The organism is Falsochrobactrum tianjinense, from assembly GCF_019100495.1.
Classification (GTDB): domain Bacteria; phylum Pseudomonadota; class Alphaproteobacteria; order Rhizobiales; family Rhizobiaceae; genus Brucella; species Brucella tianjinense.
This window is the reverse complement of record NZ_JAHRVA010000001.1, coordinates 189,141-204,113: the sequence shown is the minus strand read 5'-3', so window position 1 is coordinate 204,113 and position 14,973 is coordinate 189,141. Positions and strand designations below refer to the sequence as shown.

Here is a 14,973-nt window from a genome sequence, read left to right as displayed (position 1 = left end):
CAAATATCTTTGCGGACTCACAAATGCTTTTGCAGATTCATATAGAATCTGCTTTTCTTGTCCATATCATGTGGCGCGTGCGCCGCCATCCGTCAAGTTCTAGTTGCTCACCTTTCCTTGAGAGGCCTTCAATGCATCCAAGGCCTCATCTAGTACTTTGTCTGAAAGCGGCATCAGAAACGGTCCTTCGGTAAACAGTAGCGCTGCTTCCACCGCGCGGCCCGGATAAAGCGGAGCGAGCAATTCGCGATAAAGCGCCAATTGCGCGCGATATGCAAAGGGCACTGCCTCAATCGTCTTCGGCGGAGGCCGGTTGGTCTTGTAATCGACGATCAACACGCGGCGCTCATCGACGCTGATGCGGTCGATCTGGCCCGACACCGCATGATCGCGGCCACCCAGATTGATCATGCCCATGATCGCCACCTCCCCGCGCGAGCCCTGCGCAAAGACCGGCGCGAATTCCGGATCCTCCAGCACGGCGCGCACACTCGTCCACGCCTTCTGCCGCTCGGCTTGCTGCCAGTCGGGGGCAATGCGCGCCAGATAATCCTGCGCCAGTGTCTCGCGCTGCGCCTGCGCCATTTCGGGCAGATGTTGCAGCAGCATATGGATCGCCGTGCCGCGCCGCAGGGCGAAGCCGGGAGCTTCATCGCCCGCCCCCAGCACCGGCGAAACCATATCGAGCGGCGGTTCTTCATCCGCCTCGATCAGCGCCGAAGCACCTGAGGGAGCCAGCGGACGCGGCAATCCGGGTTCGGGCTGCATGGGGTGCAGATATTCGGGGGGCAAAGGCGGCGGTGCGGCGGTTTCCTCCGGCTTGCTTTCAGGAGGCCTCGTCAAGCCGCGCGGCGTGTTGCGATAACGTTTTGCAGCCGCACCTGAAACCGGATGGATAAAGGTTTCCGCTTTCGTCGTCAGTGCATCCTCGACCAGCCGGTGCCAGGTTTCGCCGCTTTCTCGCGAGCCGCGATAGCCGCAGATGATGAGCCGGTCTTCGGCGCGCGTCATGCCGACATAGAGCAGGCGGCGATATTCTTCTTCAGCGCGGGTTTTAAGCCCTTCGATCTGCGCCGCCAGAAAGCCTGTCTGGTAACCCGAATTGAGTTGCCAGAGAAAACCTTTCACCGGCGGGCCGTCGTTTGCAAAATCAAAAGGAACCAGCTTTGGCGCGCGGCTTCCGGTCCAGACGGCGCTGCCCGGATCGACCAGAAACACGACTGCACCCTCAAGCCCCTTGGCGGCGTGAACCGTCATGATGCGCACTTCATCGCGCCCCTGATCCAGTTCGCGCTTGATTTCAGGCGAAGCCGCATCCAGCGTTTCCAGAAAAGCCTGCAAGCCCGGCAACCCGGCGCGTTCGGCTGACAATGCATAATTCTGGAACTCGTCAATAATATCGCCCGCTTCCGGCCCCAATCGCGCCAGAAGCTTTCGGCGCGCGCCATCCGCACTCAATATGCGGGCATAGAACTCGAATACCGGCATGGTGTCGGCCATGTTGCGCCAACGGCTCAGGGTCTTGTGCACCCCAATCAGCGTCGCATCCTTTAGCGAAGCACGATAAAGCCGCTCGAACAGCGTCTCACCTGCAGCTCTTGGATGGGCAAGCTCGAACAACCGGTCATCGTCCCAGCCGAAAAGCGGGCTTTTGAGAAGCGAAGCCAGCGAAAGATCATCCGATGGCTGCAATACGAAACGTCCCAGCGCCATCAGATCCTGAATAGCGATATGGCTCGTCAGCTTCAGCCGGTCGGCACCGGCTACCGGTACCTGAAGCTCCTTGAGCGCGCGCGAAAGGGCTGGCATGAACTGGTCGCGCTTGCGCACCAGCACCATGATATCGCGCGGAGCCAGCTTGCGGTTCTGCCCCGGAATGGTTTCGCCCTGATCGAGCCAGTAACGGATCGTGGCTGCGATCTGTTCGGCGAGCTTGATCGCCGGTGCCTGAAGATGATCGACCGGCACGCGCCAGTCATCCGGCTCCTCAACCGCCTCCGGCGTCAGCATGTCCCAGATTTCCACCTCGCCCGGCTCGTTTTCGCGAATAGGAGAATGCACTGTCGCCCCGCCCACGCCGCGATGAGCCTCGGGACGGGCAAAAACCTCATCCACCGCCTGCAACACATCGGGAGCCGAGCGGAAGGAGAAATTGAGGCTGACGCGCTCGAATTTGAGATCGGCATCTTCGGCGCGCAGGCTGACCGCGGTGCCTTGTGCCGCGAAATCTTCCGGCACAGCACCCTGAAATGAATAGATCGACTGCTTTTCATCGCCCACGGCAAAGAGCGTGCGCTGCACATCGCGCTGGCCCAGGCCGGAGAAAAACTCCTCAGAGAGCATACGGATGACCTGCCACTGGTCAGGGCTGGTATCCTGTGCCTCATCGACCAGAATATGGTCGATGCCGCGGTCGAGCTTATACTGCACCCATTGCCCCGCCCCGTCACGCGCGAGCAGCGCCACCGTGCGGGTAATCAGATCCTCAAAGTCGAGCAGGCCGCGCTTGCGTTTCAAATCGTGATAGCGTTGCAGCAGATTGTCGATCAGCGTGAGCGCCGCCAGATTTAGCCGGACAAGACGCAGTTCCCTGATCCGGTCGAGGCCCAATTCGATGCGCGCGGCAGCAGCGTTGAAATCTTCCTCGAAATCCGGCAGCAGCTTTTTGACCGCTGCCGAGCCGATATAAGAACCCGATTTTGCGTCGCCTGTCGTCTTCAGAAAAGCAGCGCGCAGCACCGCTTCCCTGTCGGCCACACTTTTCATCCTGTTGAACTGCTTGAGCTGTAAGGCAAAATCCTGCGCGCGCGCGGCTCCTTTCTGAATCGACATGATCAGATCGAGCGCATCCTCGGAAAACTCCGGCACCGGCCAGAGATCATTGAGAATATCCGCCTCGCGCGCATCCGGCCTGAAGCCGAAATTGCGGTGCAGCGCCTCGCTGCGCTGTTCGGCGGCACCAAGTGTCGCGATATATTGCTGCAAGCCGTGGCGGCGGTTGACCGCCTCATCAAGCAGTGATTGCAGGCCCATTTCGCCAGCCGCCTGCATGACATCGGCAAAGGCGCCTGCGAGTTGCGCGTCGCCACCGCCATGCGCCGTTTCCAGAAGGGTGCGCCGCGCCTCGCCCACGAGTGCTGCCTGCATCAGATCATCCATCATGTCGAAATGACCGGCAATATTCGCCTCAAGCGGGAACTGATGCAGGATCGCTTCGCAGAAAGCATGGATGGTCTGGATTTTCAGCCCGCCCGGCGTTTCCAGCGCGCGCGCGAAAAGGCGCCGCGCAGCCGCAAGCCGCGCCGCACCGGGACGACGGGTTTCCAGCTTGAAAAGCCGCTCCGCCAGATCGGCATCGGGCAGAACCGCCCATTCGGACAAACGCGCAAAGACACGGTTCTGCATCACCGCCGCCGCAGCCTTGGTATAGGTCAGGCAGAGAATTTTTGACGGATCCGTGCCTTCGAGCAGCAGCCGGATGACGCGCTCGGTCAGCACATGGGTCTTGCCGGAACCGGCATTGGCCGACACCCAGACGGAAGCGAGCGGATTGGCGGCGCTTGCCTGCGCAGCGATGGTTTCGGGCGGTATGACGCGCTGCTTTTTCATTCGCCGCCCTCCCCGCCAGCATCGCCGCCGGCGGACCACTCCAGCACGCGCGCCAGATGATCGTAATCACCGGTCAGGTCGGTTTCGCGAAATGGCAGCGCGCGTGAAAGATAACCCTTATCCGGCTTCTGATATTCGGTCAGCAATTGTGCAAGGCGCAGCCAGGCCTCCTCGCCCAGGCCGGGCGCGGTCTTCTCCGATGGCGGCCTGCCGACCCTGAGAATCGATTCAGGCTTGACTTCGCCGCCCGCGCGCAGGCGCACATAAATCAGATCGGACGCCCGGACCGGACCCAGTTCCCTGAAAGCGCCGCGTATGAGCAACGCTGCTTCCAGCGCCAGTTGCGGCGACAAAAGCACATGTGCCTGGCGCGGCGACGGGGTGGAGCCGGTCTTGTAGTCGATCACCTGCGCCGTGCCATCGGCCATCAGGTCGATACGGTCGGCGCGGCCCGACAGAGTGATGCCAAGGCTTTCGACCTCGCGCTTTTCCGAGGCGATTTCGGCAAATCGTGCCTGCACATTATGGGCGCGCTCGCGCTCCCATTCGAGAAATTGCGGGATAAGGCCGGTGAAACGCGGCCACCAGACCGCTTCAATTTCCGTTGGCAGGTCCATTTCCGCAAAGAACTGGCCACCAATCTCGGCAAGCTGCCGCGCGGCTTCCGGCGACAGGGGATCAATGCCCGCTTGCGTGAAATGGCCCAGAATATCGTGAAACAGCGTGCCGCGTTCGGCTGCTGCCGGATCGCGGATCAGCGGCTCCAGCGGGCGCAGCTTGAGTATCTTTTTCGCAAAAATCGCATAGGGATCGCGGCGCAGGGTTTCGATTTCCGTGACCGAGAAATGCTTTGGCCGCGCTATGATCGGAGGCGCAGGCTGCGGGCGCTTGACGAAGGGAACGTCTGGCGCGCGGTCGATCTCCCGCGCCCAGTGAATGAAGCGGTTTCCACGCGCGCGCATGTCGCCTGTGACATCCGCGCCCAGCACGGTCTCAAGCCGCTGCAACCAGCGCGAGGTAACGGTTGGCGCATTGTCGCTGCGCTGCGAGCGGGTGAGCACAACATGATCCATGCCAAGCGCCATCTGGAAATCATGCGCGGCAAGGCCCGTGCGGCGCTCTGGCGGATCGAGCGCGATCATCGCCTTCATCGGGCGTGACATGAAGGGGTCATTGCGCGTCTTGGCAGGCCAGCTACCTTCATTGAGGCCGCCGATCACCACCGTATCCATGGTCTGTAAACGCGCTTCCAGCGCACCCCAGATGAAGACGCGCGGATGACCGCCCGGATGCGGCTTGACCGTCTCGCCCGACATCAAGGCTTCGATAATGGCGGGCCATTCGGCTGCTTCGAAATCAAGTCCCGCCTCGCTCGATACAAGCTGGCGCAGGAAGGAAGCCATCTTTTCGCCATGCTCGCCGGAATAGAAGCCGGTCACGCTGCCATTTTCGTCGCGCGCGAGATTTTCGAGTGCTTCAACGGTCGCGCGTGCGATCTCGCCGATTTCCGTTCGCCGGCCAACAATTGCGAAGGGTGCAAGCGGCGCGACTGCCCCCGACAGGCTGACACAAAGATCACGCGCGGCCTCGATCATCTCCTGCGTGATGGTCGAATGCCATGCTGGCCGCCACGACTGGCTGGCGCTTTCTTCCAGACGACGATCAAAGAAAGCAGGAAGGTCAATGATCGAAGCGCGGCCCGTACCACCCCGGAAAGCAACCAGTTCCAGCACCTCTGCCGCCAGCCGCCGCTCGATACGCTTGCCGCCAAGCCGCAGCATCGGATGTTTGACCAGCGCCAGCAGAGCGACCGGGTCGCCGGGATTGAATATGTTTTCGACAACCAGACGCATCAGCGTCGCGGTTTCAATATCGCGCAAATGCCGTCCGCCGGAATCGTCGGCGTCGATGCCGAAACGCGCAAGCTCACCCACCACACGGCGCGCCAGATTGCGATCCGCCGTGACCAGCGCTGCCGTCTTGCCCGCCGCACTGATCGCGTCGCGAAGTGCGAGCGCCACGGCCAGCGCTTCCTCGCGCTCGTTTGCCGTCTCGATCAGATCGATTTTTTGCGCAGCAACTCGCAAAGCCTGTGGCTGCATATCAGGATCATGGCTGAGCAGGCTCCATGCGTCGGTGGTTTCCGCCGGGCGCAAGGCTTCGCTCACAATACGCTCGAGCACACGCTTTTCATGCGGCATGTTTTCGATGTGCTCAACATCACCGCGCAAGGTTCCGGTCGCCTGAAGCAGTTTATGCAGGCCATATTGCGGATGGCCAAAGGTGGAAGGACTGTCCTCTGCCTCACCCAGCAGCCGCCATGCCGCTTCGTCGAGATCGCGATCCAGTCCCGGCAAAACCACCGCCCCATTGGGCAGTTTTGCGATAACAGAAATCAGCTCGGCGGTCGCCGGTATCGAGCCGGTGGAGCCGGCAGCAATTACCGGACCTTGCGGAGGATTATCGCGCAGCCGCGCCACCTCGCCCAATATGAGTTCGTTGCGATGCGCGGCGGGGTTGGAAAGCTTGCGCTCTTCCAGAATATCCGGCCAGAGCTTCGTCACAATATCGAGAAAGCCCAGCGTCACCTGCCACCAGTCGGCAAGGTCTTCGGGGGCAATGCTCCCCAGTTCGCTCCATCTGGCATTGTCGGTCTCGACCTGATCCATAAGACCTGCAAGGTCTCGCGCCAGCCAGATGGCATCGGCGGTGGTGGCCGGAACCGACACATCGTCCACGCCGAAAAGCGCGCGCACATGCGCAGGCAGGGATTCACGCCAGGGACGGATCAGCCGCGCGAGGAGGAGAAGCCGTTCGGCATTGCCGATGGGTGGGTTGAGATCGAAAACACCAGCCGCACCCGCATTGAAGAAGGCTGCATCCTCGTCCACATCGCCCAAGGGTCGAATAGTGGGCAGGATGGCGCTCTTGGCCGGATTCATTTCGACAAGAAGCGAGCGCAATGCACGCGCCGCGCGCCGCGTCGGCACATAGATGGTCGCGCTGGCCAGCGCCAGCGGATCGGACGGATCGCCGGGAAAACCTTCAATCAGCCTGCCTTCCAGCAGTCCTTTGGCGAAAGCAGGCAGAAAGGGCGTGCCGGACGGAATGGAGAACAATCGTTGCCGTCTCATGCTGTCGCCCTTCCCCTCATGATAAAACCGATAAGGCAGCCTCCGCCTCGCCGATCGCGTCAGGCGTGCCCACCGTCAGCCAATGTCCGGTCATGGGCATAGTATAAAGACGCCCTGCCGCAATGGCTGCGTCAAAATATTGATTGAGCGATGAAACGCCCGGCTCGGCACCGGCGAAAATACGCGGATGGACAATGCCCACACCCGCATAGATCAATGGCTCACCCGAAGCATCGCGCGCACGGCGCAGGCGCGCTTCAGTGTCGGTCACGAAATCGCCCTTGCCGTCAAAGCCGGTGGCCTGCGAGAATTTTGCCGTCATCAGCAGAATATCCATGCGGGCACCGTCCCAGAATTCGGCTAGCGCGGCCAGATTGGGCTTTACGGTGTCGCCCACCCAGAACGTGTCGGCATTCAAGACGAAGAAGGGGCCGTGCCCAAGCTGCGGCAGCGCCTTGACGATGCCGCCTGCCGAATCGAGCAGGCACTCACGCTCATCTGAAATGACGATCTGCGGCGCGGTGCGGCCAGCAAGATGCCCTACTAGTTTGTCGGCTAAATAATGCACATTGACGATCGTCTTTTGTACGCCTGCCTCTGCAAGCGCATCCAGTCCCCAGTCGATCAGCGGCTTGCCTGCAACCTCGACCAGCGGCTTGGGTATCGTTTCGGTGATCGGACGCATGCGTTTGCCAAGACCGGCGGCAAGCATAATAGCCGTATCAGGCATTTTCATCGTCCTGCCCTTTTCTGTAACAGACCAAGATTGCGGAACCACGAAGTTACCGGCTCCATCACCGGATGTTGCAGCACGCGCTCCAGATATTCATGGATATGCGGCAGGTGATTGAGATAATGCGGCTTGCCGTCGCGCTCGTCGAGGCGCACGAAAAGCCCCAGCAGCTTGGCATTGCGCTGCGCACCCATGACGGCATATTCCTTGCGGAATTCGGCCTCATCGAAGACGTGGCCGAGCCTGCGACGCTCATTGCAATAGGCGCTCACCGTGGCCTGTTCGATCTGCGGCGATATTCGCACCCGCGCGTCGAGCGCCAGCGACGCCACGTCATAGGCGGCGGGGCCGATCATCGCATCCTGAAAATCGATGGTGCCGATCTTGTCCTTGCCCTGCGCCTGCGCAAACCAGAACAGGTTGGGCGAATGATAATCGCGCAGCAGCAGGCTTTGCTCCGCATCGGCAATCGCGTTAAAAACCTGATCCCATGCCGCAGCGTAAGACTTGCTTTCAGCCTTGGTCAACTGGCGGCCCATCATGCGCGGCGCATACCATTGCCCGACAAGATCGACCTCCATCATCATGGCCTCGCGATCGAAAGGGGCAATGACATGATCGGGGTAGCCTTCAAGCGGCACGCGGTCAGGCCAGTTGACGCCATGCAGGTGAGCGAGGAAACGCGCAGCCGCCTCATAGCGCTCGACCAGCGGTTCGCCGGAGGGCGCGCGCACGCCCTGCGTGCCAAAATCTTCCAGCACCAGAAGACCGCCATCGAAATCCATGGCGCGCATTTGCGGCACGCGAAAGCCATGACTCTCCAGCAGCCTGCCAATGGCCACGAAAGCGCGGATATTTTCCGCAATATGGGCGATCTGCCGATAGGATTTGCCGTTGCGCAGCGGCGGATCATCGGGAAGGGCAGGCGCATTCATCAGAATTTCTATGCCGCAAGCGCTGGTAATCGTCTCATATTTGCGTGGCGATGCATCGCCTTGCAGATAGCGGCGCGCGGCATTGGCGCGGCCATTTGCATCGAGAAAGGCGCGGATGGCGAGCGAGCGTTGCAGACGCGCAATCGCCGCCTGCCCGCCTTCGACGACGATACGCCGCCCTGCCCCTTCATGGGTCAGTGTTACGGCAAATGCCGCTTCGGGCAGGAAGCCTTCGGCGCGTTCCGGCCATTCGGCAAGCACTGCACCCTCTTCGAGGAAATCCGCAAGCCCAAGCTCGTCCAGTTCCTCGCCATGCGAAATGCGATAGAGATCAGCATGGGCAATGGGAAGCCGCAATGCCTCGTAGCTTTGCACCAGCGTGAAGGTCGGGCTTGGCACTTCCAGCCCGTCATCGTCGGCGATAGTGCGGATGATGGCGCGAGCGAGCGAGGATTTTCCCGCTCCCAGGTCCCCCGACAGACTGACGAAATCACCTTTTTGCAAGGCGAGGGAGAAATCCTCCCCGAAGCGCTGCGTAGCAGCTTCATCGGGCAGGAACAATTTCAAAACTGTAATCGGGGCGCTCATAGGCACCATTTATCCTATTCGGCGGCGGCGCGGAAGCTGCGCGCTTCGGATGGAAAGCGACAAATCACCATCGTGCCGGTTTTTAGCCCGGCTTCGGGGCCGGTTTCGATCACGACCTTGCCGCCATGCAGTTCTACAAAGCTTTTTACGATGGAGAGACCAAGCCCGACACCGCGCTTGCGGCCACCATTGGGATAGGCCTGAAAGCGCTTGAACACCGTATCGAGCACATCGGTCGGCATGCCCGGCCCTTCGTCACGGACCGCAAAGACGATATCCGAACCGTCGCGCACGACTTGCAACGCGACCGTCGAGCCTTCCGGCGCATAATTGGCGGCATTGGAAAGCAGGTTGAACAGAACCTGCCGCACCCGGTTGGCATCGGCCTTGAAGACCTCGATATCGTCGGCAATATCGATATGGAGAGAAATATCGTGCTCGTGAAAGCGCTCACTGACGCGCTTAGCGGCGGCATCGACTTCGTCAGCAATAGATACCTCATCGATATCGAGCTGCATAATGCCCGCATCCACCGTCGCCAGATCGAGAATATCGTTGACGATGGCCAGAAGCACCGATGACGACGTGCCGATATGGTCGAGATATTCAAGCTGGCGTTCATTGAGCGAGCCAAAGGCAGGGGTTTGCAGCAGTTCCGTAAAGCCGATGATATTGGTCAGCGGCGAGCGCAGCTCGTAGGAGACATGCTGCACAAAATCGTTCTTGATCTGGTCGGCAAGCGAAAGCGCTTCATTCTTTTCCTTGAGCGCCCGTTCGACGCGGACCGTATCGGTCACATCAATGAAGGTGAGCATGGTCTGCCCCTTGGGCAGCGGCACCACGGCATAGGAGAGGATGATGCCGTCATCCAGCTCCGCCTGCCCCATATGGCCTTTACGCTCATCGAGAAAGCCAGTGACGGAGGAAACAAAATCATCCCAGAGGCCATCGCCGCCGCGTTCGCGGCAAAGCTTGGCGATAATGGAAATATGCGTGCCTTCCACAGCGACAAGGGCGGGCAGCGACCATAGGGCAGCAAAGGACGGATTGGAAAGGCGCAGACGGCCATCGGAGCCAAACACGGCCACAGCCTCGACCAGGTGATCGAGCGTTTCTCCCTGAACCTTGATGAGCGTATTGTAGCGGCCCTCAAGCTCGAATTTCTCAGTCATGTTCTCGAAGAACCACGTCACGCCACCCTGCGGATGCGGATTGGCGACCGCCCGCATGATGCGGGTATCGGGCAGGTGCCACATATGTTCCTGCGGTTCGACGGCGCGATAGGCGGAAAGCATGGAATCCTTCCACTTGCGCCATTCCGGCTGCTCCGGCAGCTTGCCCTCAGAGCGCAAGCGGTCAAAAAACAGCGTATTGCTGGGCTGCGTTTCCAGCCAGGCTGTATCCAGCGACCAGAGCGAGACGAAAGCCTGATTGAAGAACTGCAGTTTCATTTCAGGATCGAAGATCGCAACCGCCGTGGAAAGCTGATCCAGCGTTTCCGCATGGCTTTTGAGCGTGCGGCTGAGTTCCTCGCGCATCTGCTCCACTTCGCTAAGATCGAAACCAAGCCCGGCGGAACCTGCTTCTGCACTTACATCGGTTACGTCGAAAACGCGGCGGTCGCCGCGCACGACTGTCGGCAATTGCTCATGCAGGTCAGGTTCGGCAAAGCGGTTGCGCTCCAGGCGCTGGCGTGCCTGCGCACCGAAAAGCTCGCGGCCTTCAGCTACGGCCTGCGTGCCGTCCACGGCATCGACCGCGCGGGCATAGGCGCCATTGACCCAATCGATCCGCCCATTGCCGTCGCGCACCCATGCAGGCTGATCGAGCCGGTCAAGCAGATGGCGCAGCAAGGCAAGCTTTTCAGAGAGTTCGCGGTTCTGCGCCTGAAGCGCCGCACGCTCGGCGCGCACGCCCTCAAGGCTTAGAAAACGGGCGATAGCGAAGCTGCCCGATGTGCGTCCATGCACATCGAGAAGTGCACCATTGACCGTTTCCACCGTCATGTCGAATGCGCGCGCCTGCTCGCGCAGCGCGGTAATCGCGCGCTCAAGCTCAATGACGGATTGCGGGCGCAGCCAGCGGCCGAAAGCCAGAAAATGCGAACGGTCCTGCGGCGCACCACTGTCAAACGGCAATTGTCCGACCAGATCGGCGCGCGCGCCATGCGCATCCCAGACGACAATGCGCTGGTCCTTGAGATTGAGCAGCGCTTCGTTGCGTTGTGCCGTCAGATTCAGATCGAGGAGTTTACCATGCAACTTATTGTTTTCATTAGATATTTTCGAACGGTCACGAATAAGCCATCCCGCCGAAAGGAGAGCTGCGCCCAGTGCGCCGACAAAAATGGAAAACTGGATGACTTCGAAAGCTCCGACGCTACCGCCAAAGGGAAGGGCGATGCGCGCCGAATCGTCAGCGGTTTGCGCAAAAGCAGGAGCCGCAGCGACCAATGCGCTCAAAGAAACGGCTGTTTTGAGAACATTGGGAAGCAAGCTTCTCGCAACGCAAGAGTTCTTGCGTTGCGGCTTTTCGAGCACGCATGATTTCGCTCCGAAAACGGGTTCCCACTTTTCGGGATCATGCTCCAATGAGCCGACCTCTGGCATGTTTCCCTTTTCTCCACCGCCCCGGCTGCATTCCCGCAGGACATGCAGCCGCATTTCCAAAGACTTCGATATTTCGGCTCTCACGCACCGCCACGATACGCAATGAGCCACAACATGTTTGTTTCAGGGATGAATGCGCCAATCGCCCTTCACCAGACCGGCAAAAGACGCCCAACGCAAGCACCCGACAGAACACATTGTTTCCCCGCATCCCCGAAGGCAAAACCGCCATACGCTTTCACCGGGAATGCTCTTGATTCGTCTTCACAATACCCTTCCCGTGAATCCGCGTGAAGCGTCTCTTGCGCAAAAATAAAGGCCGGATGGTTTGTCAACCATCCGGCCTCAACATGTAGTGGAATGCTTAACCTATGGTTAATACCTGTAGTGTTCCGGCTTGAACGGCCCCTGTGGAGTGACGCCAATATAGGCGGCCTGCTCGTCGGAAAGCACGGTCAGCTTCGCGCCAAGCTTGTCGAGGTGCAGACGCGCCACCTTTTCATCGAGATGCTTGGGCAGCACATAGACCTCGTTCTGGTAGGCATCCCTGCGCGTGTACAGCTCGATCTGCGCCAGTACCTGATTGGTGAAAGATGCCGACATGACGAAGCTTGGGTGGCCGGTCGCATTGCCAAGATTGAGCAGGCGGCCTTCCGAAAGCAGTATCAGCCGCTTGCCGTCCGGAAACTCGATGAGATCGACCTGCGGCTTCACATTGGTCCATTTGAGATTGCGCAGCGTCGCGACCTGAATTTCATTGTCGAAATGGCCGATATTGCCGACGATGCACATATCCTTCATCTTGCGCATATGATCGATGGTGATGACGTCCTTGTTGCCGGTGGTCGTAATCACGATATCGGCGTTGGCAGCGGCATCATCGAGCGTGACGACCTCAAAACCGTCCATCGCCGCCTGAAGCGCGCAGATCGGATCGACTTCCGTCACCTTCACGCGCGCGCCGGCACCGGCCAGCGACTGCGCCGAACCCTTGCCGACATCGCCATAGCCGCAGACCACGGCGACCTTGCCTGCCATCATCACATCGGTGCCGCGGCGGATGCCATCGACCAGTGATTCCTTGCAGCCATATTTATTGTCGAATTTCGACTTGGTGACGCTGTCATTGACATTGATGGCCGGGAAGGGCAGCAGGCCCTTTTTCTGCAACTGATACAGGCGGTTGACGCCAGTCGTGGTTTCTTCGGTCACGCCCTTGATGGCCTCGCGCTGCCGGGTGAAAAAGCCGGGCGTCGCCGCCATGCGCTTCCTGATCTGCGCGAACAGGACTTCTTCTTCCTCGGAACCAGGGTTGGACAGTACGTCCTCGCCCGCTTCAGCGCGCGCGCCAATCAGGATATACATGGTGGCGTCGCCGCCATCGTCGAGGATCATGTTGGACGGTTCGCCATCCGGCCACTGGAATATCTGGTCGGTATAGGTCCAGTATTCCTCAAGCGTTTCGCCCTTGATGGCGAAAACCGGCGTACCGGTTGCGGCAATGGCGGCTGCGGCATGGTCCTGAGTCGAGAAGATGTTGCAGGACGCCCAGCGAACATCCGCGCCCAGAACTTTTAGCGTCTCGATCAGCACGCCAGTCTGGATGGTCATGTGCAGCGAGCCGGAAATGCGCGCGCCCTTGAGCGGCTGCGATTTGCCGAATTCCTCGCGCGCGGCCATCAGGCCCGGCATTTCGGTTTCTGCAATATCGAGTTCCTTGCGGCCCCAGTCGGCCAGACCGAGATCCTTGACGACAAAATCCTGGCTTGCGGTCATCATGTGCTCCAATCAAATTGATTTTGAAGCCCGAAATGGAATGAAGGGAGGGGAGGGCTTCGGCTGGCGTTTTGATTAGCAGATCGCAGTGGCCAGCACAACGCAACATAAAGAAATGTTTATACGTTCATATCAATTGATTGCCGAATTCTTCAGGCTTCCTCGCCGAACCTGTCGGCGATCAACGCCTCAAGCGCATCGAGCACGGCATCCGCATCTTCCCCCGATGCGCTGACATCAATGCAACAGCCGGGCGAGGCAGCGAGCATCATCAATCCCATGATGGAGGTGCCGCCGACCGTCATGCCGTCTTTGCTGACGCGGACATGGGCGTTGTAACTGTCCACGAGTTGCACGAATTTCGCCGAAGCGCGGGCATGCAGGCCGCGCTTGTTGATGATTTCGAAAGAACGCGAGAGGGCGGTTGCAGGCTCGTATTCGCCAGTGACGGGAACGCTGGAATGCATAGGCTATTTTCCCGTCAGAACCTGGCTTGCAACATTGATATATTTGCGCCCCGCGTCCTGCGCCTCGCGCAGCGCCGCCTTTATATCGCTGCCGATCCGGACGCTGGAAAGCTTGATGAGCATCGGCAGATTAACACCTGCAATGACTTCAATCTCGCCTTCCTTCATCACAGAAATAGCCAGATTGGACGGCGTTCCGCCGAACATATCGGTCAGGATAATCACGCCTTTGCCACCTTCGGCCCGTGCGACTGCATCGACGATATCGCGCCGACGCTGCTCCATATCGTCTTCTGCCCCGATACAAACGGTCTCGAATTTATCCTGCGGGCCAACCACATGCTCGACAGCATGAAGAAACTCTTCGGCCAGCCTTCCGTGCGTAACAAGCACGAGTCCGATCATACTTTAAAAGCTCCTGTCGCGCGCCCGCCGCATCATCCCGCCTGAAAGCAGATGGCACTGAAAACCTGCCGGAACCAAGCCGGCGAGTTGTGCATCTTGGCAGGGCAAATCTTGATAGCAAGTGAAAAATTCCGGCGCTGCCTTCAAAAAAGCAAAATGCCGCATGGTTCAGCACAGTTTTCAGAAAGGATTGGCAATATCATGCCTTTCTACGGGTTCAATCGGCTTTCTCCGGCCATGGTCTGTGGAACAATATCGCCTCAATCGCACGCGAAAGCGCATTGGAATCGCCGCTCTCCGACAAGGCTGGTAGTAGGAGGCGGGGAATTTCAATGCCCTCGAAACGCCATTTTTCGCCGCCTGGATAGCGTTCAGCATGATCATAATCGACAAGCATGACGACGAGATCAAGAAGCGTCTCTTCCACATAATCGATCATGAAAAGTCCCGCGCCGCGAATTTCCACCCCGCCGGCAAGCGTCGCGGGAACACTGGCGACCAGACGGCCAGCCTCCACATGCAGCAATGTGCGGTCATCGGCGACAAGGAGCGCTTGCTCGCCCCGAGCTTTGGCGCGCTCGATCAATGTCAGGGCCAGCTCGGTTTTTCCTGCACCCGACTTGCCCATCACCATGACACCGCGCCCGCACAATTGCAGCGTGGTGGCGTGAAGGCCGCTTTTTTCTTCTTCCGGCGTCATATCAATACCGGGGGCAA

General features: G+C 59.5%; 9 protein-coding genes. All 9 read right to left on the bottom strand.

Annotated features, from left to right (window positions below):
* Positions 1–99: 99 nt before the first annotated feature.
* Positions 100–3,609, bottom strand: coding sequence for a double-strand break repair helicase AddA (gene addA, locus KUG47_RS00980; protein ID WP_217676101.1), 3,510 nt, complete (start codon positions 3,607–3,609; stop codon positions 100–102).
* A complete protein-coding gene (gene addB / locus KUG47_RS00975) occupies positions 3,606–6,743 on the bottom strand; it encodes a double-strand break repair protein AddB (RefSeq protein WP_217676100.1) in 3,138 nt (1,045 codons plus the stop codon). The genes addA and addB overlap by 4 nt, the downstream gene beginning before the upstream one ends.
* 16 nt (positions 6,744–6,759) lie before the next feature.
* Complete coding sequence (locus KUG47_RS00970) at positions 6,760–7,479, bottom strand: nucleotidyltransferase family protein (protein WP_217676099.1); 720 nt, start codon at positions 7,477–7,479, stop codon at positions 6,760–6,762.
* Positions 7,476–8,999 carry a tRNA (adenosine(37)-N6)-threonylcarbamoyltransferase complex ATPase subunit type 1 TsaE gene (tsaE, locus tag KUG47_RS00965; protein WP_217676098.1) on the bottom strand — a complete coding sequence of 508 codons (1,524 nt, stop codon included), beginning with the start codon at positions 8,997–8,999 and terminating at the stop codon, positions 7,476–7,478. Before tsaE ends, KUG47_RS00970 begins: the two co-directional genes overlap by 4 nt.
* Positions 9,000–9,013: 14 nt before the next feature.
* The gene (locus KUG47_RS00960; RefSeq protein WP_217676097.1) at positions 9,014–11,608 is read right to left on the bottom strand and encodes a sensor histidine kinase; all 2,595 of its coding nucleotides are present in this window, start codon (positions 11,606–11,608) and stop codon (positions 9,014–9,016) included.
* Positions 11,609–11,983: 375 nt separating this feature from the next.
* Positions 11,984–13,384, bottom strand: a complete 1,401-nt coding sequence (gene ahcY, locus KUG47_RS00955) for an adenosylhomocysteinase (RefSeq protein ID WP_217676931.1) — start codon at positions 13,382–13,384, stop codon at positions 11,984–11,986.
* A 152-nt stretch (positions 13,385–13,536) separates the two neighbouring features.
* Positions 13,537–13,851, bottom strand: coding sequence for an HPr family phosphocarrier protein (locus tag KUG47_RS00950; RefSeq protein ID WP_217676096.1), 315 nt, complete (start codon positions 13,849–13,851; stop codon positions 13,537–13,539).
* A gap of 3 nt (positions 13,852–13,854) precedes the next feature.
* Positions 13,855–14,256, bottom strand: coding sequence for a PTS sugar transporter subunit IIA (locus KUG47_RS00945; RefSeq protein WP_217676095.1), 402 nt, complete (start codon positions 14,254–14,256; stop codon positions 13,855–13,857).
* Between the two features lie 217 nt (positions 14,257–14,473).
* Positions 14,474–14,956 carry an HPr kinase/phosphatase C-terminal domain-containing protein gene (locus tag KUG47_RS00940; RefSeq protein ID WP_217676930.1) on the bottom strand — a complete coding sequence of 161 codons (483 nt, stop codon included), beginning with the start codon at positions 14,954–14,956 and terminating at the stop codon, positions 14,474–14,476.
* Positions 14,957–14,973: the final 17 nt, after the last annotated feature.

Excerpts from the sequence above, each read along its gene's own strand:
- addB (WP_217676100.1), bottom strand. The coding sequence starts at position 6,743 with ATGAGACGGCAACGATTGTTCTCCATTCCGTCCGGCACGCCCTTTCTG.
- KUG47_RS00945 (WP_217676095.1), bottom strand. The coding sequence starts at position 14,256 with ATGATCGGACTCGTGCTTGTTACGCACGGAAGGCTGGCCGAAGAGTTT.
- KUG47_RS00970 (WP_217676099.1), bottom strand. The coding sequence starts at position 7,479 with ATGAAAATGCCTGATACGGCTATTATGCTTGCCGCCGGTCTTGGCAAA.
- KUG47_RS00940 (WP_217676930.1), bottom strand. The coding sequence starts at position 14,956 with ATGACGCCGGAAGAAGAAAAAAGCGGCCTTCACGCCACCACGCTGCAA.
- ahcY (WP_217676931.1), bottom strand. The coding sequence starts at position 13,384 with ATGACCGCAAGCCAGGATTTTGTCGTCAAGGATCTCGGTCTGGCCGAC.
- addA (WP_217676101.1), bottom strand. The coding sequence starts at position 3,609 with ATGAAAAAGCAGCGCGTCATACCGCCCGAAACCATCGCTGCGCAGGCA.
- KUG47_RS00960 (WP_217676097.1), bottom strand. The coding sequence starts at position 11,608 with ATGCCAGAGGTCGGCTCATTGGAGCATGATCCCGAAAAGTGGGAACCC.
- KUG47_RS00950 (WP_217676096.1), bottom strand. The coding sequence starts at position 13,851 with ATGCATTCCAGCGTTCCCGTCACTGGCGAATACGAGCCTGCAACCGCC.
- tsaE (WP_217676098.1), bottom strand. The coding sequence starts at position 8,999 with ATGAGCGCCCCGATTACAGTTTTGAAATTGTTCCTGCCCGATGAAGCT.